Origin of the sequence: Neoroseomonas lacus, from assembly GCF_014644535.1 — a bacterium.
Classification (GTDB): Bacteria; Pseudomonadota; Alphaproteobacteria; order Acetobacterales; family Acetobacteraceae; genus Neoroseomonas; species Neoroseomonas lacus.
On record NZ_BMKW01000002.1, the window covers coordinates 199,590 to 221,948 of the forward strand.

Annotated in this window: 18 protein-coding genes; 10 read left to right on the top strand and 8 right to left on the bottom strand. The window is 69.1% G+C overall.

The window, feature by feature from the left end; translation table 11 throughout:
* Window positions 1–21 precede the first annotated feature (21 nt).
* From IEY36_RS04345 to IEY36_RS04380, 8 genes are all read left to right on the top strand, one after another.
* Complete coding sequence (locus IEY36_RS04345) at window positions 22–1,236, top strand: ABC transporter substrate-binding protein (protein ID WP_188965709.1); 1,215 nt, start codon at window positions 22–24, stop codon at window positions 1,234–1,236.
* Window positions 1,237–1,242: 6 nt separating this feature from the next.
* Window positions 1,243–3,096: an ABC transporter permease gene (locus tag IEY36_RS04350; protein ID WP_188965710.1), complete on the top strand. Its 1,854-nt coding sequence runs from the start codon at window positions 1,243–1,245 to the stop codon at window positions 3,094–3,096.
* Window positions 3,093–3,875: an ABC transporter ATP-binding protein gene (locus IEY36_RS04355; protein WP_188965711.1), complete on the top strand. Its 783-nt coding sequence runs from the start codon at window positions 3,093–3,095 to the stop codon at window positions 3,873–3,875. Before IEY36_RS04350 ends, IEY36_RS04355 begins: the two co-directional genes overlap by 4 nt.
* The gene (locus IEY36_RS04360) at window positions 3,868–4,581 is read left to right on the top strand and encodes an ABC transporter ATP-binding protein (protein WP_188965712.1); all 714 of its coding nucleotides are present in this window, start codon (window positions 3,868–3,870) and stop codon (window positions 4,579–4,581) included. The genes IEY36_RS04355 and IEY36_RS04360 overlap by 8 nt, the downstream gene beginning before the upstream one ends.
* A 5-nt stretch (window positions 4,582–4,586) precedes the next feature.
* Window positions 4,587–6,605 (top strand): hydantoinase/oxoprolinase family protein, encoded by a 2,019-nt coding sequence (locus tag IEY36_RS04365; RefSeq protein ID WP_188965713.1) that lies wholly within the window; start codon window positions 4,587–4,589, stop codon window positions 6,603–6,605.
* 145 nt (window positions 6,606–6,750) lie between these two features.
* Window positions 6,751–8,559: a hydantoinase B/oxoprolinase family protein gene (locus IEY36_RS04370; RefSeq protein WP_188965714.1), complete on the top strand. Its 1,809-nt coding sequence runs from the start codon at window positions 6,751–6,753 to the stop codon at window positions 8,557–8,559.
* Entirely contained in the window at window positions 8,556–10,040 is a 1,485-nt protein-coding gene (locus IEY36_RS04375; RefSeq protein ID WP_188965715.1) for a 6-hydroxynicotinate reductase, read from the top strand. Before IEY36_RS04370 ends, IEY36_RS04375 begins: the two co-directional genes overlap by 4 nt.
* 169 nt (window positions 10,041–10,209) lie before the next feature.
* Window positions 10,210–11,055, top strand: coding sequence for a UPF0280 family protein (locus tag IEY36_RS04380; RefSeq protein ID WP_188965716.1), 846 nt, complete (start codon window positions 10,210–10,212; stop codon window positions 11,053–11,055).
* Window positions 11,056–11,110: 55 nt separating this feature from the next.
* On the opposite strand, the gene IEY36_RS31290 is transcribed toward IEY36_RS04380, so the two are convergent.
* Both IEY36_RS31290 and IEY36_RS04385 read right to left on the bottom strand, forming a co-directional pair.
* Complete coding sequence (locus IEY36_RS31290; protein WP_373290298.1) at window positions 11,111–11,425, bottom strand: OmpA family protein; 315 nt, start codon at window positions 11,423–11,425, stop codon at window positions 11,111–11,113.
* Window positions 11,400–12,089: an outer membrane protein gene (locus IEY36_RS04385; RefSeq protein WP_456307040.1), complete on the bottom strand. Its 690-nt coding sequence runs from the start codon at window positions 12,087–12,089 to the stop codon at window positions 11,400–11,402. Before IEY36_RS04385 ends, IEY36_RS31290 begins: the two co-directional genes overlap by 26 nt.
* 324 nt (window positions 12,090–12,413) lie before the next feature.
* On the opposite strand from IEY36_RS04385, the gene IEY36_RS04390 reads away from it, so the two are divergent.
* Both IEY36_RS04390 and IEY36_RS04395 read left to right on the top strand, forming a co-directional pair.
* On the top strand, window positions 12,414–14,408 hold the full coding sequence (locus IEY36_RS04390) for an elongation factor G (protein WP_456307041.1): 1,995 nt from the start codon (window positions 12,414–12,416) through the stop codon (window positions 14,406–14,408).
* A 98-nt stretch (window positions 14,409–14,506) separates the two neighbouring features.
* The gene (locus IEY36_RS04395; RefSeq protein WP_188965717.1) at window positions 14,507–16,183 is read left to right on the top strand and encodes a thiamine pyrophosphate-binding protein; all 1,677 of its coding nucleotides are present in this window, start codon (window positions 14,507–14,509) and stop codon (window positions 16,181–16,183) included.
* Between the two features lie 113 nt (window positions 16,184–16,296).
* Here the strand turns inward: IEY36_RS04395 and IEY36_RS04400 are convergent, their stop codons facing one another.
* From IEY36_RS04400 to IEY36_RS04425, 6 genes are read right to left on the bottom strand one after another with little or no spacing between them, the layout of a single operon-like run.
* On the bottom strand, window positions 16,297–16,860 hold the full coding sequence (locus IEY36_RS04400) for a GNAT family N-acetyltransferase (RefSeq protein WP_229681111.1): 564 nt from the start codon (window positions 16,858–16,860) through the stop codon (window positions 16,297–16,299).
* Window positions 16,857–18,032 carry a Bcr/CflA family multidrug efflux MFS transporter gene (locus tag IEY36_RS04405; protein WP_229681113.1) on the bottom strand — a complete coding sequence of 392 codons (1,176 nt, stop codon included), beginning with the start codon at window positions 18,030–18,032 and terminating at the stop codon, window positions 16,857–16,859. Before IEY36_RS04405 ends, IEY36_RS04400 begins: the two co-directional genes overlap by 4 nt.
* 43 nt (window positions 18,033–18,075) lie before the next feature.
* Entirely contained in the window at window positions 18,076–18,396 is a 321-nt protein-coding gene (locus IEY36_RS04410) for a chaperone modulator CbpM (RefSeq protein WP_188965718.1), read from the bottom strand.
* A gap of 1 nt (window position 18,397) precedes the next feature.
* Window positions 18,398–19,312 carry a DnaJ C-terminal domain-containing protein gene (locus tag IEY36_RS04415; RefSeq protein WP_188965719.1) on the bottom strand — a complete coding sequence of 305 codons (915 nt, stop codon included), beginning with the start codon at window positions 19,310–19,312 and terminating at the stop codon, window positions 18,398–18,400.
* Window positions 19,313–19,336: 24 nt separating this feature from the next.
* The gene (locus tag IEY36_RS04420; protein ID WP_188965720.1) at window positions 19,337–20,725 is read right to left on the bottom strand and encodes a M20/M25/M40 family metallo-hydrolase; all 1,389 of its coding nucleotides are present in this window, start codon (window positions 20,723–20,725) and stop codon (window positions 19,337–19,339) included.
* Window positions 20,722–22,350 (bottom strand): acyl-CoA synthetase, encoded by a 1,629-nt coding sequence (locus IEY36_RS04425; protein WP_188965721.1) that lies wholly within the window; start codon window positions 22,348–22,350, stop codon window positions 20,722–20,724. The genes IEY36_RS04420 and IEY36_RS04425 overlap by 4 nt, the downstream gene beginning before the upstream one ends.
* Window positions 22,351–22,359 lie beyond the last annotated feature (9 nt).

Below are 22,359 nucleotides of genomic sequence, written 5' to 3' on the forward strand. Positions count from 1 at the left end.
GGGTTTCCAGGAGACTTCCGCATGACGCGCATCACCCTTCCCCGCCGGGCGCTCGGCGCCGCGGCGCTCGCCACGCTGGCGCGGCCGGCCTTCGCGCAGGCGACGCCGATCCGCATCGGTGAGCTCAATTCCTATTCGCGCATGGCCGCCTTCGCCGTGCCCTACCGCAATGCCATGCAGCTCGCGCAGGATGCGGTGAACGCCGCCGGCGGCGTGATGGGCGGCCGCCCGATGGAGCTGGTGTTCCGCGACGACGGCTCGACGCCCGGCGATGCGGTGCGCGTCGCCGAGGAATTGCTGACGCGCGAGAACGTCGCCTTCCTCGCCGGCACCTTCCTGTCGAATGTCGGCCTGGCGGTCGCGGATTTCGCGAATCAGCGCAAGCGGCTGTTCCTGGCGACCGAACCGCTGACAGACGCGATCACCATGGCGCAGGGCAACCGCTACACCTTCCGCGTGCGGCCGGGCACCTACATGCAGACGAAGATGCTGATAGAGGCGATCCGCGGCAAGACCGCCAAGCGCTGGGCGATCGTCGCGCCGAACTATGAATACGGCCAGTCGGCGGCAGCGAACTTCAAGCGCATGCTGGGCGATGCAATCCCGGGTGCCGAGATCGTGGCGGAACAATTCCCCGCGCTCGGCCGCGTCGATGCGGGGGCGACGGTGGGCGCGCTCGCGCAGTCGCGCCCCGATGGCATCTTCAACGTGCTTTTCGGCCCGGACCTGACGGCCTTCGTGCGCGAGGGCAACACGCGCGGGCTGTTCGAACGCCGCACCGTGGTCTCGCTGCTGACCGGCGAGCCGGAATACCTCATCCCGCTCGGCGACGAGACGCCGGAGGGCTGGATCGTCACCGGCTACGCGCCCGACCAGATCGACGCGCCGCCCGCGCACAAGGCCTTCATCGAGGCCTACAAGGCTCGCTTCAACGACACGCCGCGGCTCGGTTCGCTGCTCGGCTACGTGACGGTGCAGATCATCGCCAACCTGCTGAACAAGGCGAACACGCTCGAGACCGAGGCGCTGGTGAACGCGCTGGCCGGGCTCGCCACCGACACGATCGTCGGCGGCGTGTCGATGCGCGCGCTGGACCACCAGGGCACGCTCGGCACCTGGGTGGGCGAGACCACGCTTAGCCGCGGCAAGGGTACCATGAAGAACGCCCGCTACGCCGATGGCGCCAACTACATGTTCTCCGAGACCGAGGTCCGCGCCGCGCGTCCGCCGGCCTGACGCGGGGTGGAATGGAGCTTCCTGCTGGTCCAGGCCCTGTCGGGCCTGGCCAGCGCTTCATCGCTGTTCGTCATCGCCTCGGGGCTGACGATCGTCTTCGGCGTGACGCGCATCGTCAATTTCGCGCATGGCTCCTTCTACATGCTGGGCGCCTATCTCGCGGTCACCATCGTGCCGTGGCTGCTCGAGTTCGACCGCTCGCCGACACTGTTCTTCGTCGGCGTGCTGGCCTCGGCGCTGGTGGTGGGGCTGCTCGGCGTGGCGATGGAGATGCTGCTGTTGCGGCGCATCTATCGCGTGCCGGAACTGTTCCAGCTGCTGGCGACCTTCGGCGTCGTGCTGATCGTGCAGGATCTGGTGCAACTGGCCTGGGGGCCGATGGATATTCCCGGGCCGCGCGCGCCGGGGCTGCGCCATGGCGTGACCATCCTCGACCAGCGTTTCCCGGCCTATGAGCTGTTCCTGATTGTCGTCGGCCCCGCGGTGCTGGCGCTGCTGTGGCTGCTGATGCACCGTACGCGCTTCGGCGTGCTGATCCGCGCCGCAACGCAGGACCGCGAGATGGTCGGCGCGCTCGGCGTCAACCAGGCGATGCTGTTCACCGGCACGCTGTTCCTCGGCGCGGCGCTGGCGGGCCTGGGCGGCGCGCTGCAGATCCCGCGCATCTCGGCCAATGCACATATGGATCTGTCGGTCATCACCGAGGCCTTCGTCGTCACCGTCATTGGCGGCATGGGCTCGGTGCCGGGAGCCTTCATCGCGGCGCTGCTGATCGGGCTGTTGCAGGCCTTCGGCGTGCTGATCTTCCCGAAGATCACGCTGGTGCTGGTGTTCCTGCTGATGGCGGCAGTTCTCGTGGTGAAGCCCTGGGGGTTGCTCGGAAGACCGGAAGCGGCGGCCGGACGGGCGGTGCTGCCGGAAGGCATTCTCGACCCCGGGCGGATGGATTGGGCCGGCAAGGTGCTTGCCGTCGTCGCGCTGGCCGTGATGCTCGCCTTGCCGCTGATCGACGCCTATGCGGTGAAGGTCGGCACGGAGGTCCTGATCTTCGCGCTCGCCGCGGTCTCGCTGAATTTCCTGGTGGGCAATGGCGGCATCGTCTCCTTCGGCCATGCGGCATATTTCGGGCTCGGCGCCTATGGCGCGGGGCTGCTGGTGGTGAAGGCCGGGCTGCCGATGGAACCGGCGCTGATCGCCGCACCCATCGCCGGCGGGCTCGCCGCCGCGTTGTTCGGCTTTTTCGTTGTGCGGCTGTCGGGGATTTATCTCGCGATGCTGACGATGGCCTTCGCGCAGATCGCCTATGCCGTTGTGTTCCAATGGGTAGAGGTGACCGGCGGCGACAACGGGCTGGTCGGCGTCTGGCCATCGCATTGGGCGGCGTCGCGCGAGGTCTATCACTACCTGACCGCTGTGCTGACGCTCGCCGCCATCGTCTTCCTGCGCCGCGTCATCCACGCGCCCTTCGGCGCGACGTTGCGCGCGGCACGGGATTCGGCGCAGCGCGCGGATGCGATCGGCATCGATGTGCGCATGCATCGCTGGCTCGGCTTCACCCTGGCGGGTGCGGCGGCGGGGCTGGCCGGTGGCCTTTACGCGTTTTCCAAGGGCTCGATCGACCCGACGCTGCTCGGCATTCCAATGAGCGTCGATTTCCTGTCGATGATCCTGCTCGGCGGCATCCAGTCGGTGCTCGGGCCGGTCGCCGGCGCGGCGGCGTTCCACTCGCTGAAGGACTTCTTCCTCCCGCTGACGGACCACTGGCGGCTGCTGCTCGGCCTGTCGATCATCGCCATGGTGCTGGTGTTCCCGCGTGGACTCGCGGGTGCCTTCGCCTCACTGCGGCGGCGGCCGGCATGACGCTGCTCGCGGTCGAGGGGCTGACCAAGCGCTTCGGCGGCGTGCTCGCCGCCAAGAGCGTGAGTTTCGCGCTGGATGAAGGCGAGATGCTCGCCATCATCGGGCCGAACGGCGCGGGCAAATCGACCACCTTCAACATGGTGGGCGGGCAGCTTCGTCCGGATGGTGGTTCCGTGATGCTGGCGGGGAAGGATGTGACCGGCCTGCCCTCGCGCGCGCTCTGCCGCATGGGCGTCGGACGCACCTTCCAGGTGGCGCAGACCTTCCTGTCCTTCTCCGTGCTCGGCAATGTGCAGATGGCGCTGCTGGCGCATCACGGCCAGACGCGGCAATTGCTGAGTGACGCCGCGGTGATGCATCGGGACGCGGCGCTGGCGTTGCTCGACCGTGTCGGCATGGCGGCGCAGGCGGGGCGGCCGATCGGCGAACTTGCCTATGGCGATGTAAAGCGGGTGGAACTCGCCATCGCACTCGCCGCCGCACCGCGCCTGCTGCTGATGGACGAGCCGACCGCCGGCATGGCGCCCTCCGAACGCACCGCGCTGATGGCACTGGTCGCCGGCATCGCGCGCGCCGAGCGCATCGGCGTGCTGTTCACCGAGCACGACATGGACGCCGTCTTCGCCCATGCCGACCGCATCCTCGTTTTGGTGCGCGGCGAGATCATCGCGCGCGGATCGCCCGAGGAGGTGCGCGCCGACCCGGAAGTGCAGCGCGTCTATCTTGGCCATTCCGGTACGCGCGCCGCCGGCCGGGCGCGGAGGCCCGTCCATGGTTGACACGGTGCTTGATGTCACCGGCCTGCGCGCCGGCTATGGCCCGGCAGAGGTGCTGTTCGGCGTTGACCTGACGCTCGCGCGTGGCGAGGTTGCCGCGTTGATGGGCCGCAATGGCGCTGGCAAATCCACCACGCTCAAGGCGATCATGGGGCTGCTCACGCCGCGCGCCGGCACGGTGCGCTTCGCCGGGCAGGAGATCGCAGGGATGGCGCCGTATCGCATCGCGCGGCTCGGCCTAGGCTATGTGCCGGAGGAGCGGCGCATCTTCACCGATTTGACGGTGATGGAGAACTTGGCGGTCGGGCGCCGCGCCGCGCCGCCGGGGCGCGAGGCGTGGACGCCGGAACGGCTGTTTGCGTTCTTCCCCAACCTCGCCGAGATGCGCCACCGTCGCGCCGGCGCGATGTCGGGCGGCGAGCAGCAGATGTTGACCATCGCGCGCACGCTGATGGGCAACCCCGAGGCCGTGCTGCTCGATGAACCCTCGGAAGGCCTAGCGCCGGTCATCGTCGAGCAGATGGCGGACGCCGTGCTGCGCATGAAGGATGAAGGCCTCGCCGTGCTGGTCTCCGAACAGAATCTCGACTTCGCCGCCGCCGTCGCCGATCGCGCGCTGATCCTGGAAAAGGGCACCGTGCGCTGGCAGGGCGATATCGCAACGCTCGAGGCGGATGAGGACATCCGCCGCGCCTACCTGACGGTGTGACGCGCATGGCCCGACGGATCGCCGGCATCGATGTGGGCGGCACCTTCACCGATTTGGTGATGCAGGACGCCGATGGCTCCATCCGCATCGCCAAGGTGCCGACCACCAGCGCCAACCAGGCCGGCGGCGTGCTCGCCGCGATCGAAGCCGCCGGCACCACGCCCGCCGCGCTCGATCTCATCGTGCATGGCACCACGGCGACGACGAATGCGGTGCTGGAACGCAAGCTGGCGAAGGTCGGGCTGATCACCACGGCGGGGTTTCGCGACGTGCTGGAACTTGGCCGCCGCACGCGGCCGCGCGCCTATGGCATGACCGGGTCCTTCGAACCGCTGATCCCGCGCGAATGGCGGCGCGAAGTCGCGGAGCGGATGGATGCGCGCGGCGGCGTCGTCACGGCGCTGGACGAGGCCGCGGTGGAACGCGAGGTGCGCGCTTTGCTCGCCGAGGGCTGCGAGGCATTGGTCATCCATTTCCTGCATGCCTACGCCAATCCCGAGCATGAAATCCGCGCCGGCGAGATTGCCCGCGCGATCTGGCCGAACAGCTACGTTACGCTCGGCCATGCGCTGCTCTCCGAATTCCGCGAATACGAACGCGGCACCACGGCGAGCGTAAATGCGGCGGTGCAGCCGGTGCTCGATCGCTACATCCGGCATCTGCAGGACAGGCTCGCGGAAGCCGGCCATGCGCGCGACCTGCTGGTGATGAACGGCAATGGCGGCACCGTGCCGGCCCGCGCCGTGGCGGCGGAAGCGGCGAAGACGGTGATGTCCGGCCCGGCATCCGGCGTGATGGCCGCCGCAGCGACGCTCACGCAATCGGGCGTACGCAATGCTATCACCTGCGACATGGGCGGCACCTCGACCGATGTCGCGCTCATCGCCGGCGGCGTGCCGGAAGTCTCCGCCGAACTGTCCATCGCCTACGGCCTGCCCATCCATCTGCCGATGGTCGATGTGCGCACGGTCGGTGCGGGCGGCGGATCGACCGCCTGGATCGATCGCGGCGGCATGCTGCGCGTCGGGCCGGAGAGTGCGGGCTCCACGCCAGGGCCGATTTGCTACGGGCGCGGCGGCGTGCGGCCGACCGTCACCGACGCGAACCTACTGCTTGGCCGGCTCGACCCCGATGCGCTGCTGGCGACCGGGCGGCGTGTCTCGGTTGATGAAGTGCGCCAGGCCTTCAGGCGCGAGATCGGCGACCCGCTCGGCATGACGCCCGAACAGGCGGCCGAAGCCGTGATCCGTTTGGCGAATGTGTTGATGGCGGGTGCGATCCGCATGGTGTCGCTGTCGCGCGGGCATGACCCGCGGGACTTCGCGCTGTTCGCCTTCGGCGGCGCCGGCCCACTGCATGCCGTCGCACTGGCGCGCGAGATCGGCATCCCGGAGGTCATCGTCCCCTTCCGCCCCGGGCTCACCAATGCGCTGGGCTGTCTCGTCGCGGATCTGCGGCAGGATGTGGTGAACACGCTGAACCGTGGGCTCGACGATATCGGGGAGGCGGAGATCGCCGCCGTGCTCGCCGCGCAATCCGCGCGTGGCCTTGCGGGCGTCGAGGCCGGCGGCGCGGAGGTGGAGCGCATTGAAACCCGCCACGTCGCCGAGATGCAGTTCCGTGGCCAGACGCATCTCATCCGCGTGCCGCTCGCTTCCGCCACACCGTCCCGCGCCGAGGTGCAGACCGCCTTCGAGACCGCGTATTTCGCACGCTTTCAAGTCGCGTTGCCGGAAATCCGCGCCGTGCTGGTGAACCTGACGACGAGCGTAGTCGGTCGTCGCCACGCCTTCGATCTGCGCGCGTTGGCCGCCGGTCCGGCAGGCGAGGCGCGATTGGGCACACGGCGCTTGTATGCCGATGGCGTCTGGCACGATGCTTCGGTGTGGCGACGCGAGGCGCTGGCTGAAGGCGCAGGCATCGCCGGGCCGGCCGTACTGCAACAGGCGGATGCAACGATCATCCTGGAACCGGGGTGCGAGGCTGCGGTGGATTCACTCGGCAATCTGAGGGTGCGGGTGTGATGGAGAAAGAAAGTCGGGGGAGGAGCACCTCCCCCGAATCCCCCTCCGCTTTCTATCGGTTGGGAACTGACAGCGGGGGACGGCGCCAAACAGATAGAAAAAGGAGGGGGTTCGGGGGAGTTCTCTCCCCCGACCTTCCTGCCTGATGGACCCCCTCACCCTCTCCGTCATCTCGGCCGGCCTCACCCAAGTCTGCAACGAGATGGACCTGGCGTTTTCGCGCTCGGCCTTCTCGCCCGTGATCGCCGAGGCCGATGACCGTTCCGATGGCATCTACGCCGCCGAGGATGGCGCGCTGATCGCCCAGGGCGAGGGTGGCCTGCCGGTCTTCGTCGGGGCCATGCAGCATTCTGCCGGGCACATCATCCGGCTGATCAACGAGGGCGCGGTGGCGGCGCCGGAACCGGGCGACATCTACATCGTCAACGACCCCTATCTCGGCGGCACGCATCTGATGGATGTGCGCTTCGCCAGGCCGTTTTTCGTCGAAGGCGCGTTGTTCTGCTGGCTGCAGAATACTGGGCATTGGCCGGATACCGGTGGCATGGTGCCGGGCGGGTTCAGCGCGCATGCGACGGAGGTCGAGCAGGAAGGCCTGCGCCTGCCGCCGGTGAAGCTGTTCAAGCGCGGGGTGATGGATCGCGAGATCCTGTCGATCATCCAATCCAATATCCGCGTCCCCGACCAGCGCATCGGGGACATCAAGGCGCAGGCCGCCGCCTTGCTGGTGGGCGAGAAGCGTCTGGCGGAGATCGTCGCACGCTATGGCGCGGAGACGCTGCGCGACGCCATCGCGCTGATCCGCGAACGCGCCGCCGAACGCATGCGCGCGGAGATCCGCCGCATGCCGGAAGCGACCTGGCACGCCGAAGCCTTCGTCGATTCCGATGGCGTGGTGAACGAACCGCTGCGCATCGCGCTCGCGGTCACGCGCGCCGGCGATACGCTGACCTTTGATTTCAGCGGGTCCTCGAAGCCCTGCGCGGGGCCAATGAATTCGGTCTGGGCAACGACCTATTCGGCAGTGTGCCTGGGCGTGAAGCACATCTTTCCCGATGTGCCGATCAATGCGGGAACCTTCGAACCGCTCGACATCATCCGGCCGGAGGGGACCTTCCTCGATGCGCGGTATCCGCGACCGGTGTCGGGCTGCGCGGCGGAGGTCAGCCAGCGCATCGCGGAAGCGGTGTTCCTGTGCCTGGTGCAGGCGCTGCCGGACGAAGTCACCGCCGCGCCGGCCGGCACGTCGGGCAACTTCGCCTTGGGTGGGAGCGATCCGGCGCGGGGCACCTCCTATGTGATGTATCAGATCACCGGCGGCGGCTATGGCGGCAATGCGCGGGAGGATGGGTTGTCGAATGGCTGCTCGACCATCGGCATCAGCAAGACGGCGCCGGTCGAAGTGATGGAGCAGTACTACCCAATTCTGTTCACGCGGTTTGCGTTGCGTGAGGGATCTGGCGGCGCGGGGGCGCATCGCGGCGGCTTTGGCGTACACTACGAAGTCGAGCTGCTGCGCGGCGAGGCGCGGGCGTCGTTCGTGATGGACCATGGCCGGTTCGGGCCGCCGGGGGTGCTGGGCGGTGGCGATGGCGCACCGAATGAGGTGCGCATCCACCGCGACGGGACCACGACGGTGCCGCTGCATCTGTCGAAGGACCAGGGCATCGCGCTCGCGCCAGGCGATCGGGTGGAAGTAATGACGCCCGGCGGCGGCGGCTATGGCGATCCCTTGACGCGTGACCCGGCGCTGGTCGCGCGCGATGTGCGCCGTGGCTACTACACCGCGGCTGAGGCGGCCGCCTTGTGGCGCGTCGTTCTGACCGGCGCCGGCGACGTCGACGACGCCGCCACCACCCTTCGCAGAGGCGTGGCCACCGGCCGCGCCGATAGCCAGAAAAAGGAGGGGGACCGGGGGAGTTCTCTCCCCCGGCCGCCGGAGGCCGCCGCATGACATCCCGCGCCGCCCGCAGCGATAAATTCGGCGTCGCCGAGGGCGATGGCATCATCCGCTGCGATGCCTGCCCTGTCCTGTGCCGCATCCGCCCGGGCCGCGCCGGCGCCTGCTCACGCTACGCCAACCAGGACGGCGTGCTGGTGCGCACCGACCCGGCGCTGACACTGGCGCGGGCGATCGAGGGCAACCGTCCCGTCGTCGCCTTCGCTGGTGCCGACTGGGACGGCGAGATGCTCGACCCGTCGCGCGCCTTCGTCACCGGAGTCGGCGCCGGCACGACCTATCCCGACTACAAGCCAGCACCCTTCATCGTCGGCAGCACGCATGAAGGTGTGGACACCGTCACCGTCGTGACGGAGGGGATGTTCAGCTACTGCGGCGTGAAGGTGAAGATCGACACGGACCGCCACCTCGGCCCGGAGGCCGCGCCGGTGCGGGTGAATGGCGAGCAGGTCGGCCATGTGACGACGGCCGAGTACGGCTCGCAGATGCTCTCGATCGGCGGCGTGCGGCATCTGACCGGCGGGTCGAAGAAGGAGGGTGTGGTCACCTGCGACACGCTGCTGAAGCTGTGCGGTGCCGAGCCTGTCGAGATGAGCATCGATGGTGGCCACGGCGTCGTCGTGCAGGCAGGCGCCGCGCCGATCGTCGACGGCGTGCCGGAGCGCCGCATGCGCGTGGGCTGCGGCAGCGCGACGGTCGGCATCTTCGCGCAGCAATGGCTCGGGCATGTCGATGAAGTCATCGTGGTCGACGACCACATCACCGGCGTGCTGAGCGAACACCAGGCCGGCAAGGTACTGAACATGCGCCCGGCCGGCATCCGCGTGCGCGGCCGGCGCTCCACGCCGGGGCGGTATTTCCAGGTGGCGCAGCCGGGGATGGGTTGGGGCGGGACGGACATCACCGACCCGCTCGCCATCATCGAGCGCATCGATCCCAAGACCGCCTGGCCCGGTCTGCGACTGTTGCTGACCAGCACCACCGGCGAGGATGCGCTGTATTGCGTGCTCGACGACACGCTGACGCCCGTGGCGGCTGAGATGCCCGCGCCGGTGCGCGTCGTCGTCGACCGCATCGGCGAGAATTGCGAGCCCTCGCTGTGTTCGGTGGTGTTCGTGGCCGGTGCCGGTGGGTCACTGCGCGCGGGCGTGACGGGCAATCCCGTGCTGCTGACGCAATCCGTCGCGCGGGGGGAAACGCGCGTCACCATGGGCGGCGCACCGGTCTATCTGTGGCCGGGCGGCGGCATCACCGTCATGTCCGATGTGCTGCGCATGCCGAAACTGTCCTTCGGCCATGTGCCGACGCCGGCGATCGTCGCACCCATCGAATTCACCTTGCCGCGGGTGCTGTATGAACAACTTGGCGGGCATATGGAGGAGATCGTGCCGGTGGAGGAGGTGATGCGGGGGCTCGGGGCGGATCTGCGCGTCGAGACCTGGCATCCGGAGAATCCTTGGCCCTTCGGGCGGTGACCGGGACGGGCGTCGCCGCTCTGCGGACCGCAGCCCACGCCACCCAACCATTGAGGGTGCACGGCGGGCGCCGGGCGCCACACCGGGTTGCGCGGGATGGCGAAGACCGGATGTCCCCCTCCAGAAATTCGTTGGCAGGTCGCGCAGCGGGCACCGGCCCTGCATGCCGATGACCGGCCCTACGGTCCAACGGCTCAGCGACCGACGCCTGCATCTCTCGCACGGGCCTATCGACGTGGTGCTGCGTGTCTGGGGCAGCGCCGACGCCGTGCAGGCCGCCGAGGCCGCCGCCATCGGGCTGTTCCCCGGCATCCTGCCCGGCTTGGTCGCCGAATTGCCGGTCCTGCGTCGCCCGATGGCCGAGTTGCCACGCGTCACGGGCCCCGTCGCCCGCCGCATGGTTGCCGCCTGCGCGCCTTTCGCGCCGATCTTCCTGACGCCCATGGCCGCCGTCGCCGGCAGCGTGGCGGATACGCTGCTGGCCGAGATGCGTGCGGCGGCCCCACTGTCACGCGCCTACGTGAATGACGGGGGCGACATCGCGCTGCATGTCGCCCCCGGCGAGACCCTCGCCATCGGGCTGGCAGCCGACCCGCCGAGCTTCGCGCTGGATGGTGCGCTGCGCGTCACCGCCGGGTCGGGGATCGGCGGCGTGGCCACGTCCGGCCGGCACGGGCGATCCTTCTCCCTCGGCATTGCCGATGCGGTAACGGTGCTGGCGCGCGATGCTGCGACCGCCGATGCGGCAGCGACGCTGGTCGCCAATGCGGTGGATTGCGACAGCCCCGCAGTGCGCCGGACGCCGGCGCGGGCGCTCGATCCGGACAGCGACCTCGGCGACCGGCTGGTGACGGCCGGCCTCGGCCCGCTCAGCGATGCCGAGGTCGCCCAGGCGCTCGCGGCCGGGCTGGCGCGGGCGGAGGCCTTCCGCGCCGCCGGCCACATCATCGGCGCGGCACTGCGGCTGGGTGAAGCCCTGCGCACCACCGGCATCGCGACCCTGCCAAGCCCCTGAACGCAGAAAGGGCGCCTCGCGGCGCCCTTCCCACTCTCCGCGACTGATCGGCTGATCAGCGCAGGATGATTTCCACGCGGCGGTTCTGCGGCTCGCGAGTGTTGTCCGGGGTCGGCACGAGCAGGTTGGTCTCGCCGAAGCCGCGGGCGACGATCTCGTTGCGCGGCACGCCCAGGCGAACCAGCTCGGCAGCCACGGTGTTGGCGCGACGGACCGACAGGCCCTGGTTGTACTGCGCCGAGCCCGAGGTGTCGGTGTAGCCGTTCACTTCGATGCGGGTCACAGCCTGGGTCGTGCGGGCCTGGGCCGCTTCGCCGATGATCTGGCGAGCGCGGGCGGTCAGGTCAGCGCGGTTCCAGTCGAAGAACACCAGGAAGGTGCGCGCCGGNCTGGCCGTTCACCGTCGCGTTGCTGTTGAAGCGGCCGTCGATGTCGTCACCCGTCGTGCCCATGAAGCGGCCTTCGGCGGTCAGCGCCAGGCCAGGGACAGACTGGATCGGGAAGGCAACACCGAGGATCGCCTGGTAGCCGAACGCACCGTTGGTGCCGCCGGCATTGAACGAGGCGTTGTTGTTACCGTTGCGGACCTGGAAGCCGACGCTGTCGTAGTCGTTCCAGACGTAGCCGCCGCCGACGCCGACATACGGCATCACAGGGCCGAGCACGAAGTCATACAGCACGTTGACCATGGCGCCGTAGCTGCGGACCGTGCCGGTCGTGCGCGGCAGGTTGCCGCCATTGGTCGAGATGGTGTCGACGTCGTTCTGGCGGTAGTTGCCCTCGACTTCGAGGCGCAGGCCGTTGCCGAAGCCGTAGCCGACGGAGACCACACCGGCGAAGCCCCACTCGAAGGAAATCGAGATGTTGCGGTCGCTGTCCGAGTCGTCGAGAAAGTTGAAGCCGGCGCCGGCGCCAACATACACGCCCGTCACCCGCGGGTCCCAGCTCTGCGCGTTCGCGGTCGCGACCATCGGCACCGACAGCAGCGTCGCGGCAAGAAGCGTCTTCCTGAAGCTCATCGTCATTCCTCGCATCCGGATCCCGCACCGACACCGCCGGTGCTCATGGCGTCCCCCATGCAGGGGTTCGATCAGTACTTAATCACAACTCGACATTGCTTGCTGAGGTGATCATCGCCTCGCTGCAACATCGCCGGGACAGTGTGGCGACAGCGCCACACCCTGTGGCACCGGGGAGTCCGCGGGCCGGCCGCCCCCGGCACCGGCCCGAATCCGGTTCTGACAGGATTTTCGCCGCGCCCGCGGCGCGCCGGGTCTAGTCTCCTCCGTGGCGGCCCTCCCGCCTGGCCGCCGTCGCACACGGCCGGTCCACGGCCGGGCAAAGGAGGAAACGTCGCCATGAGCGCCATGACCAATGGTTCAGCCAAGGCCACCCCCGCGTCGAGAACGCCAAGCGGGGCCGGCCCGCGCGCCGTCGCCCTGATCGGCCCCCAGGGCAGCGGCAAGTCCAGCCTGTTCGACGCGCTGCTCACCGCCGCTGGCAGCTCGCCGCCCCGCCGAACGGAGGCGCGCGCCCGCGTCATGGGCACCGAGACACGACTCGGCCATTGCACCTGGATGGGCGAGGACTGGGCCTTGCTCGACTGCCCCGGCTCGGTCGAATTTGGCCAGGAAGCCACTGCCGCACTCGCCATCGCCGACATCGCCCTGGTGGTCTGCGAGCCCGACCCAGCCCGCGCCGCCGCGCTGGCGCCGGCCTTCCACGCTCTGGAGCGCGCCGGGCTACCGGCGATGGTCTTCGTCAACAAGGCCGATTCGATGGGCGAGGGACGCATCCGCGACACCATCGCCGCCCTGCAGGCGCATTCCCGGCGGCCGCTGGTGCTGCGCCAGGTGCCGATCCGTGAGGCAGGCGAGGTCGCCGGCTATGTCGACCTGGTCAGCGAGCGCGCCTATCGCTGGCGGCGCGGCGAGCCGTCCGAGCTGATCCGCATCCCCGAGGCGATGCAGTCGCGCGAGGCGGAGGCCCGCGCCGCCCTCGCCGAGGCGCTGGCCGACCATGACGACGCACTCCTCGAAAAGGTTGTCGAGGACACCATCCCGACACCGGAGGACCTCTATCGCCCGCTGCATGCCGATGTCGTGGCCGGCGGCCTCGACCCCGTGCTGTTTGGCTCGGCCGAGCGCCGGCATGGCGTGATGCGGCTGTGGAAGGCACTGCGCCACGACGCCCCGTACCCGGCCGAGACCGCCGCGCGTCATGGTGTCGAGGCCGAGGGCGAAGCGCTTGCCCAGGTGTTCCGCACGCTGCATGCCGGCCATGGCGGGCGGCTCTCCTTCGCCCGGATCTGGCGCGGCACACTTAAGGATGGCGCGACCGTCAACGGCGCGCGGATCGGCGGCATCACCCGTTTTCCCGCCGGCGAGGCCGCCAAGGTCGCCGAGGCCGGCGCCGGGGAGGTGGTCGCCCTCGGCCGGCTCGACACGGTCTCAACCGGCGCGACGCTGTCGCCCTCAGGGGCGGCGCCCGCCCTGCCCTTCCCGGCGCCGCCCGCGCCGGTCTATGCGCTCGCCATCGTCAATGAGGACCGCAAGGACGATGTCCGCCTTTCCGGCGCCTTGCAGCGCCTGGCGGAGGAAGACCCCTCCCTCACCGTGCTGCACGATGCCGAGACCGGGCAGATCCTGCTTGGCGGGCAGGGCGACATTCATCTCGGCCATGCGGTCGCGCGGCTCGCCGAGGCGCATGGGCTACGCGTCACCACGGCACGCCCGCGCATCGCGTTTCGCGAGACGATCCGCCAGGCCGCCCGCCACCATGCGCGGCACCGGCGCCAGACCGGCGGCCACGGCCAATTCGCCGATGTGACGCTGGAAGTGACGCCGCGGCCGCGCGGCGAAGGCTTCGCCTTCGAGGACCGCATCGTTGGCGGCGCCATCCCGCGCAAATTCATCCCCGCGGTGGGCGACGCGGCTGCGGAGGCCTCCCACCAGGGGCCGCTCGGCCACCCTGTGGTGGATATCGCCGTCGCGTTGCTCGACGGCGCCTTCCATTCGGTCGATTCATCCGACATGGCCTTCGCCACCGCGACGCGGATGGCGATGCAGGAGGCGCTGGCCAAGGCCGAGCCCGTGATGCTCGAACCGATCGACCATGTGACGATCCTGGTACCGCAGGACGGCACGCCGGCGGCGCAGCGGCTGCTCAGCGGCCGGCGCGGGCAGATCCTCGGCTTCGCGGAAAAGGAGGATTGGCCCGGCTGGGACGAAGTGCAGGCGCTGGTGCCCGAGGCCGAGTTGCACGACCTGATCATCGAGCTGCGCTCGCTCACCATGGGCCTTGGCACCTACACGCGACGCTTCGACCACCTGGCGGAAGCGCGCGGGCGATAGGCAGCGTTGCGGGGGAGGATGCCCTCCCCCGCGTGGGCCGGGACTTTGCAGCGCGGCCCGACGTGGCACACTCCCGCCCATCAAAGGGGAAACGCCACATGGCCAGCCATTACACCGTCGCCGATCTCGTCGCAGATTTCCTGCCGCAGATCGGCGTCTCGACCGTCTTCGGCATCGTCTCGGTCCACAACATCCCGATGCTGGATGCGATCGGCCAGCGCAATGCGCTGCGCTACGTGATGGCGCGTGGCGAGATGGGCGGGGCGCACATGGCCGATGCCTATGCGCGGGTGAGCGGGCATCTCGGCGTGGTCTTCACTAGCACCGGCCCCGGCATGGCCAACGCCATCCCCGGCCTGGTCGAAGCACGCTTCGCCGGCTCCCCGGTGCTGCACATCACCGGCCAGACGGCGACGAAGCACGTCGACCGCGATGTCGGCACGGTGCATGACGTGCCGGGCCAGACGGCGATGCTCGCCGCCGCCTGCAAGGCCGCCTTCCGCGTGCGCAGCGCGAACGAGGCCTTCGGCGTGCTGGTGCGCGCGGCGGCCGCCGCACTGTCCGCGCCGCGCGGACCGGTGTCCGTGGAAATCCCCATCGACCTCCAGCGTGCGACGATCACGCGGCCGGCCGGACTCGACGCGCTGGTGCTGCCGATCGCCGCGCCGCTGCCGCCCAACGCCGCCGAACTCGACGCCGCGGCCGAGATTCTGGCCGGCGCGAAACGGCCGATGCTGTGGCTCGGCAATGGCGCGAAGCAGGCGCGCGACGAAGCCCTGCGGCTGATGGGCCTAGGCTTCGGCGCGGTGTCATCGTGGAATGGGCGCGGCACCATCCCCGAAGACCACCCGATGAGCCTGGGCGGCCTGCACGGCAACGGTTCGCCGCGCGTGCAGGAGTTCTACGGCAGCGTCGATGCGATGCTGGTGGTCGGCTCGCGGCTGCGTGGGCACGAGACGGGCGACTTCTCGATGAAGCTGCCCGCCACGCTGATCCATGCGGATTGCGACGCCACCGCGAATGGCCGCACCTACCCCAACAGCCTGTTCGTGCATGGCGACGCCGCACTGGTGATGGCGGGCATCGCCGATCGCCTGGCCGGGCGCGCTTCCGTCGAGCCTGGCTACGCCGCGGATTTCGCCGCGATGAAGGCACGCGCTCGGGCGGAATACCTCGCGACGCTCGGCCCCTATGCCGGCTTCCCCGAGGCGATCCGCGCTGCCCTGCCGCGCGACGGCGTCTGGGTGCGTGACATCACCATCGCCAATTCCACTTGGGGCAACCGTGTCTTCCCGCTCTATGACCCGCGCAATTCCGTCTATCCGGTGGGCGCGGCGATCGGGCCGGGGCTGGCGCTGGGCATCGGTGCGTCGGTCGCCGCACAGGGACGCAAGACGATCGCGATGTGCGGTGATGGCGGCTTCTCGCTAGGCATGTGCGAGCTGTTCACGGTGGCGCAGGAAAAGCCCGATTTGGTGACGATGGTAATGAACGACGGCGGCTACGGCGTCATCCGGCACATCCAGGACGCGGTCGCCGATGGGCGACAGTTCGGACATGACCTGCTCACGCCGGAACTGCAAGGCCTCGCGTCGCTGGCGGGGCTGCCGTATTTCAAGGTGAGCAGCGCGGAGACAGTCGGCGACGTCCTGGCGCAGGCACTGGCGGTGAAAGGGCCGGCGGTGGTCGAAGTGGACATGCGCGCGATCGGCGCGGTGCCGCCCTACGCACCCTATGCCACCATGGGCAAGCATGCGGAGCGGGCGCGGCAGTAGCATCGACCGCGGGGCTTCGACCCCTCCACAGGTACCATTCACGTTGCAGTGCAATGTGAATGGGGCCCGAGGCCTTTGGAAACCAATACCTGACGCCGGGCGCGACGTAGCCGTTACAGCATGATGCGGAAGCGCAGGCCCTCGGCGTCGCCATAGGCCGCCTCCTTTCGGAAGCATCCCAATAACACCCCGCCATTCGCCGTGATCACCCGCTGCGACGCGACATTCTCCGGGTCCGTCGTCAGCTCGACATGCCGCAGCCCGAGCGCCCGCGCCTCCGGCAACATCAGCGCCAGCGCCCGTGTCGCATGCCCCCGCCCTCGCTTGCCCAGCACCACCGCATAGCCGATATGGCCGAGCACATGCAGCGGCAGCGCCTCGGTGCCGTCCTGCCAACGCAGATGAATCGCGCCGCAGAATTCGCCATCCCAGATCCAGCGCGTATAGGCCGGCAGCCGCGGAACGCTGGACCCATCCGGCAGCGTGATCGGCGCCCCGCGCGCCTCGGGATCATGCAGGCTGCCGAGAAACGCATCCGCATCGCGCTCGATGGCCGCGAGATGCGCGCGCACCACCGCATCCCCCGCGACATTCGCCGGCGACCAACCCCCGCGCAGCGCGGCGACATAGCCCGCCAGCGCCTCCCGCCCCGGCCGGATCAGCGTGGTCGCGTTCACGGCGCCAGGACGCGCCGCGCCGTCCACCCCGCCACGCCGCAGCCCGCGATCACCAGCGCCATCGGCACCGCCGTCCCGTTCTGCAACGCGCCGAGCAGCGCCCCCACGCCCGCTCCGATGCTGAATTGCAGCGTGCCCATCAGCGCCGAGGCACTGCCCGCCACCGCCCCATGCGGCCCCATGCCGAGCGCGACCGTCAGCGGCATCACCGCCCCGATCATCGCGATGTAGCCGAACAGCGTGACCAGCAGCGCGACGAATCCGCCAATGCCCGTCGCCGAGACGAACAGCAGCGCAAGCCCCGCGACGAACGGCACCCAGATCACCACCGGCAGCAGGCGCGCCGGCGCGATGCGCTGCGCCAGCCGCCCCACCACCTGCCCCATCACCATGATGCCGAGCGCATTGGCGCCGAAATAGAAACCGAAATGCTCGGCACGCACGCCATGCAGTTCCATGAACACGAAGGGCGAGCCGCTGATATAGGCGAACATCCCGCCGATGATGAAGCCGCCCGTCAGCGCATGACCGACGAAGCGACGATTGCCCAGCAGTTCGCGCCACACGCGGACCACCGCAAACAACCCGTCACGGCGGCGACGTTCCTCCGGCAGCGATTCCGGCAGGAACAGCGCGATGAGGGTGAGCATCGTCGCACCATAGATCGCCAACAACCAAAAGATGCCGCGCCAGCCAAAGGCCGGCAGCACCGCCCCGCCGACCATCGGCGCGACGATGGGGGCGACGCCCATCACCAACATTAATTGCGCCATCAGTCGTACCGCGCCGCGTTCATCCGTCACGTCGCGCACCACCGCGCGGGCGATCACCATGCCCGCACAACCGCCCAGCGCCTGCACCAGCCGTGCCGCGGTCAGCGCCTGCACATCCGGCGCCAGCGCGCAGGCGATCGCCGCGAGCGTGTAGAGCCCGAAGCCGACGAACAGCGGCGCACGCCGCCCATACCGGTCCGACAGCGGCCCATAGAACACCTGCCCGAAGGCAAGCCCCAGGAAGTAGATGGCAAGCGTCCCCTGCACCGCGCCGGCCGTCGCGTTGAGCGAAGCGCCGATCGCCGGCAGCGCCGGCAGGTACATGTCGATGGAGAATGGCCCGATCGCCGCCATCGCGCCCAGGATGAGCGCGAGCCTCCGATGATGCGGCGCGCTCACGCTGTTGGCGCAGCCGCGAAGGCCATCACGTCACGCCTATCCGTCACGCCGGCCCCTCATCCATCTCGCGCAGAATCACCAGCACCTCCTGCCGCACCGGTTCGGGCAACCCCTGCATGGCCGCCGAGACTTGGCGCAGCGCGCGACGCAACCCATGGATCTGGTCGAGCAGGCCGAGCGCCACGCCGACACCCTCGTCATTCACACCCATCGCCTCGCGCAAGTCGCGGATCAGGCAGGCACGGGCGAGGTCGGAGTCGCTGTACTCCGGCTTCTCCGGCGCGATCCAGCCGACCGCGACCCATTGCTCCAGCGTCGCGGCCTCGATGCGCAGCCGGCGCAGCTTGTCACTGTCCTCGGCCATCTCAGCTCTCCATGCCGGCACGCGGATTCTGTGCGCGCCCAGCCTCCCAACCTTCGGCGAAGGCTTCCAACTCGGCATCCGGCGCATCGGGCAGCACGACGCGCAGCGTCGCGAAGGCATCCCCGCGCGTGCCGTCGCGCCGCTTCACGCCGCGCCCCTTCAGCCGCAGCACCGTGCCGGTGTTCGAGCCCTTCGGGATCTTCATCGCCACAGGCCCGGCCGGCGTCGGCACCTCGACGCGGCCGCCAAGCACTGCCTCGCTGAGGCTGATCGGCAGGTCGAGCAGGATGTCGTCGTCGCGCCGGGTGAAGTGGCGATGCGCGCCGACCATCACCTCGACCAGCAGGTCCCCCGGCGCCCCGCCGCCGATGCCCGGCGTCCCCTTGCCGCGCAGCCGCAGCACCTGGCCTTCATGCGTGCCGGGCGGCACCGTGACATCGACGACGGTGCCGTCCGGCAGCGTCACCCGCTTCGTCGCGCCGTTGACGGCATCGAGGAAGTCGATGTCCAGCCGCGCCGTGATGTTGCCGCCCTTCATGCGGATGCCCGCCCCGTGCCCCCGCCGCGCGCCACGGCCGAAAATATGCGCAAGCAGTTCATCCTCATCCACCATGTCGGCGAAGCCGGCGTCGCTGCCATAGGACGGGTTCGCCCCGGCATGGTCGCGGTAATAGCCCGGAGGCGGGCGTTCGGCGCCGGTGGCATCGATCTCGCCACGGTCGAAGCGCGCGCGCTTCTCGGCATCGCCCAGCAGGTCGTTGGCGGCGGAGATCGCCTTGAAGCGCTCCTCCGCCGCCTTGTCGCCGGGGTTGAGGTCGGGGTGATGCTTGCGGGCCAGGGCGCGATAAGCCTTGCGGATGTCATCCTGCGAGGCATCGCGCTTCACGCCCAGCACGGCATAGGGATCGTCACTCATGCTGCTGTCCCGCACCTCATCTGGTCAGGCCGTCGCCAGCGCCGCGAGCAGCCGGACATGGCTGTCGATGCCGCGCTCGAAACAGACGACGTCGAACTTCTCGTTCGGGCTGTGTACCTGGTCATCGTCAAGCCCAAAGCCGACCAACAGGCAGTCGAGATCGAGAATCTCCTTGATCTGACTGACCACCGGCAGCGAGCCGCCACCGCCCTGCAACACCGCCGGCTTGCCGAATTCTGCGGTCAACGCGACCTGCGCAGCGCGGATGAACGGGCTGTCCGACGGGATCTTCAGCCCTTCACCAATGCTGAAGACCTGGATCTTCACCTGCGCATCCTCGGGCAGGCGGGCGACGATGAAGTCGCGGAAGCCGGCCAGCACCTTCGTCGCGCTCTGCCCGGCGACCAGGCGGAAGGAGACCTTGGCATGCGCATCGGAGGGGATGACAGTCTTCGCCCCCTCCCCGGTATAGCCGCCCCAGATGCCGTTCACATCGACGGTCGGCCGCGCCCACAGCCGTTCGAGCGGGCCGCGCGTCATCTCGCCGGCCGGCACCGACAGGCCGACACTGCCGAGGAATGCGCCCTCGTCAAATTTCAGCGCGTCCCACTGCGCGCGCTGCTCGGCGGAAAGCTCCGGCACGTCGTCGTAGAAGCCAGGGATCAGGATCTCCCCCGTGTCATCCTTCAGGTCGCCAAGGATGCGGGTGATCAGGTTGATCGGGTTCAGCGCCGAACCGCCGAACAGCCCCGAATGCAAATCCTTGTTCGCCGCAGTGATGTCGAGCTGCGTGTAGAGCAGCCCGCGCACGCTGGTGACGATCGAGGGCGTGTCGATATTCCACATGTTGCTGTCGCTGATGACGACGACATCGGCGCGCAGCGCATCGGCATGGGCCTCGAGGAAGTCCGGCAGGTTCTTCGAGCCGACCTCCTCCTCGCCTTCCACCATGACGGTGATGCGGCACGGCGGGCCGCCCTGCGTGTCGTGCCAGAAACGCAGCGCCTCCAGCCACATCATCACCTGGCCCTTGTCATCCACCGCACCGCGCGCGACGACGCGCGGCCCGTTCGGCCCCTCGACCATCACTGGCTCGAAGGGCGGGCTGGTCCACAGCTCCATCGGCTCGGCCGGCTGCACGTCGTAGTGGCCATAGAACAGCAGGTGCCGCGTCGCCCCTTCCGGCCCCGAGTGATGGCCAAGCACGACGGGGTGCCCCGCGGTGTCCTTCAGCTCGGCAGTGAAGCCGATACCGCGCAGTTGCTCAGCCAGCCATGCGGCGGCACGGCGGCAATCCCCCGCATGCGGCGGCTGCGCCGAGACGGAAGGGATGCGCAGCCATTCGAACCAGCGCGCGCGAGAATCGTCGCGCCGCGCGGCGGCATAAGCGAGGATGGTGTCGACTGAGGTCATGCTTCCTTGGCCTGACTACGCAAGACGTGCTTCTGGATCTTGCCGGTGGAGGTCTTCGGGATCTCGGCGAAGACGATGTGACGCGGAACCTTGAACCCCGCCAGATGCAGCTTGGCAAAGGCGATCAGTTCCTCGGCGGTGGCGGTGGCGCCCGGCTTCAACTCGACGAAGGCGCAGGGCGTCTCGCCCCATTTCTCGTCCGGCCGTGCCACCACCCCCACCATCGCGACGGCGGGGTGCTTGTACAGCGCATCCTCGACCTCGATGGAGGAGATGTTCTCCCCGCCCGAGATGATGATGTCCTTCGAGCGATCCTTCAACTGGATGTACCCGTCCGGATGCTTCACCGCGAGGTCGCCGGTATGGAACCAGCCACCCTTGAACGCCGCATCCGTGGCCGCGGCGTCCTTGAGGTAGCCCTTCATCACGACGTTGCCGCGCATCATCACCTCGCCGAGCGAGGCGCCATCGGCCGAGACCGGCTGCATCGTCTCGGAATCCATCACGTCGAGGCCTTCGAGCGCGAGATACCGCACCCCCTGCCGCGCCATCAGCGCCGCCTGTTCATGCACTGGCCGCGCCGTCCATTCCGCATGCCATTCATTGACCACCGCCGGACCATAGACTTCGGTCAGCCCATAGACGTGGCAGACCGCGAAACCGGCCTCCTGCATCGCTGCGAGCACCGCCTCGGGCGGCGGCGCGCCGGCGACGACGAACTGCACCTGGGTAGGCAGGACGCGCTTCTCCGCCTCCGGCGTCGCCAGCAGCGTCGCCATGACGATGGGCGCGCCGCACATATGCGTTACCCCCTCGTCGCCCATCAGCTGCCACATGTCCGGGCCGCGCACCGCGCGCAGGCAGACATGCACGCCCGCCTGCGCCGTCACCGTCCAGGGAAAACACCAGCCATTGCAGTGGAACATCGGCAGCGTCCACAGATAGACCGGATGCTTGCCCATCCCCGCCGAGAGCACATTGCCCACCGCCAGCAACTGCGCGCCGCGATGGTGATACACCACGCCCTTCGGCTTGCCCGTGGTGCCGGAGGTGTAGTTCAGCGTGATGGCATCCCACTCATCCGCCGGCAGCTTCCAGGCGAAGTGTTCGTCGCCTTCATGCAGCAATGCCTCGTAACCGATGCCGCCCAGGGTCTCGGCCTGGACGGCGGCGGGGGCGAGCGGGTCATCCACCTCGATTACCAGCGGCCTCGCCTTGGCCTGCACCAGAGCGAGGCGCAGCACGGGCATGAATTCCCTGTCCGCGACAACAACCTTCGCTTCCCCATGGTCGAGGATATAGGCGATCGTCGCCGCATCGAGCCGCGTGTTGATGGTGTTCAGCACTGCGCCGGCCATCGGCACGCCGTAATGGCATTCCAGCATCTCGGGGATGTTGGGCAGCAGCGCGGCCACCGTGTCGCCGCGCCCGATGCCGCGCTTCGCCAGCGCATGGGCCAGGCGCACGCAGCGCCTGCGCAATTCGCGATAGGTCCGCCGTGTCGGCCCATGCACCACCGCGAGGTTGTCCGGATAGACCTGCGCCGCGCGTTCGAGAAACAGCAGCGGCGTCAGCGGCTGGTGGTTCGCCGCGTTGCGGGCGAGATGCGTGTCGTAATCGGCCATGTTGCGTTC

Coding starts and splice junctions, on each gene's coding strand:
- IEY36_RS04345 (WP_188965709.1), top strand. CDS start 22: ATGACGCGCATCACCCTTCCCCGCCGGGCGCTCGGCGCCGCGGCGCTC.
- IEY36_RS04355 (WP_188965711.1), top strand. CDS start 3,093: ATGACGCTGCTCGCGGTCGAGGGGCTGACCAAGCGCTTCGGCGGCGTG.
- IEY36_RS04360 (WP_188965712.1), top strand. CDS start 3,868: ATGGTTGACACGGTGCTTGATGTCACCGGCCTGCGCGCCGGCTATGGC.
- IEY36_RS04365 (WP_188965713.1), top strand. CDS start 4,587: ATGGCCCGACGGATCGCCGGCATCGATGTGGGCGGCACCTTCACCGAT.
- IEY36_RS04370 (WP_188965714.1), top strand. CDS start 6,751: ATGGACCCCCTCACCCTCTCCGTCATCTCGGCCGGCCTCACCCAAGTC.
- IEY36_RS04375 (WP_188965715.1), top strand. CDS start 8,556: ATGACATCCCGCGCCGCCCGCAGCGATAAATTCGGCGTCGCCGAGGGC.
- IEY36_RS04380 (WP_188965716.1), top strand. CDS start 10,210: ATGACCGGCCCTACGGTCCAACGGCTCAGCGACCGACGCCTGCATCTC.
- IEY36_RS04390 (WP_456307041.1), top strand. CDS start 12,414: ATGAGCGCCATGACCAATGGTTCAGCCAAGGCCACCCCCGCGTCGAGA.
- IEY36_RS04395 (WP_188965717.1), top strand. CDS start 14,507: ATGGCCAGCCATTACACCGTCGCCGATCTCGTCGCAGATTTCCTGCCG.
- IEY36_RS04410 (WP_188965718.1), bottom strand. CDS start 18,396: ATGGCCGAGGACAGTGACAAGCTGCGCCGGCTGCGCATCGAGGCCGCG.
- IEY36_RS04415 (WP_188965719.1), bottom strand. CDS start 19,312: ATGAGTGACGATCCCTATGCCGTGCTGGGCGTGAAGCGCGATGCCTCG.
- IEY36_RS04420 (WP_188965720.1), bottom strand. CDS start 20,725: ATGACCTCAGTCGACACCATCCTCGCTTATGCCGCCGCGCGGCGCGAC.
- IEY36_RS04425 (WP_188965721.1), bottom strand. CDS start 22,350: ATGGCCGATTACGACACGCATCTCGCCCGCAACGCGGCGAACCACCAG.